This window comes from Kineococcus indalonis, assembly GCF_009906395.1.
In the GTDB taxonomy this organism is placed as follows: domain Bacteria; phylum Actinomycetota; class Actinomycetes; order Actinomycetales; family Kineococcaceae; genus Kineococcus; species Kineococcus indalonis.
In genome coordinates this window covers 1-550 of record NZ_JAAALM010000993.1, presented here as the reverse complement: position 1 = coordinate 550, position 550 = coordinate 1, and the positions used below count along the sequence as shown (strand labels likewise).

General features: G+C 82.0%; 1 protein-coding gene. It reads left to right on the top strand.

The window, feature by feature from the left end; genetic code table 11:
• Positions 1-9: 9 nt before the first annotated feature.
• A partial coding sequence (locus tag GTR00_RS22365; RefSeq protein WP_205706444.1) for a hypothetical protein occupies positions 10-550 on the top strand: 541 nt, incomplete at its 3' end.

The following is a 550-nucleotide window of genomic DNA, read 5'->3' as shown; positions in this document are numbered from 1 at the left end:
CCGGTGCGCGTGGTGCTCGACGCCCTGGACCTCGTCGCGGACCCGCCGGTGCGCCCGCTGCCGCACGGCGGGGTGCCCGAGCCGGTGTGGCGCGCCTGGCGCGCGCGCCGGCCCGCCGAGCCGCGGGCGCGCCCGCCGACCCTGACGCGCAGCCGGCCGGCCTCGGCGCCCGCGCCCGGCGCCGAGGAGCAGCCGCCCTTCTCCTGGCCCGACGTCCTGGTGACGCTGCACCGGTACCTGCTGCTGCCGCACCTGGGGCACGAGGTCCGCGTCGCCGCGATCGGCACCGCCGTGCGCCTGACCCACCTGGACGGCGCCCCCGTCGCGCTGGCCGACCCGGCCGCCCGGCTGCGCGCCCACCGCGTGCTCAGCGGGCACCGCGCCGAGCTGGACCCGCACGAGCTGCTGGCGTTCGCGCTCCTGCACGCCGCGCTGCGCCCCTTCCTGGAGGCGCACCCGCCCGGCGGCGACCTGGACCTGCGCCTGGTGCTGGCGGCCGCCGGCGCCGGGCTCGACGCCGACGACGTCGCCGCGGCCCACGCCGCGGGCA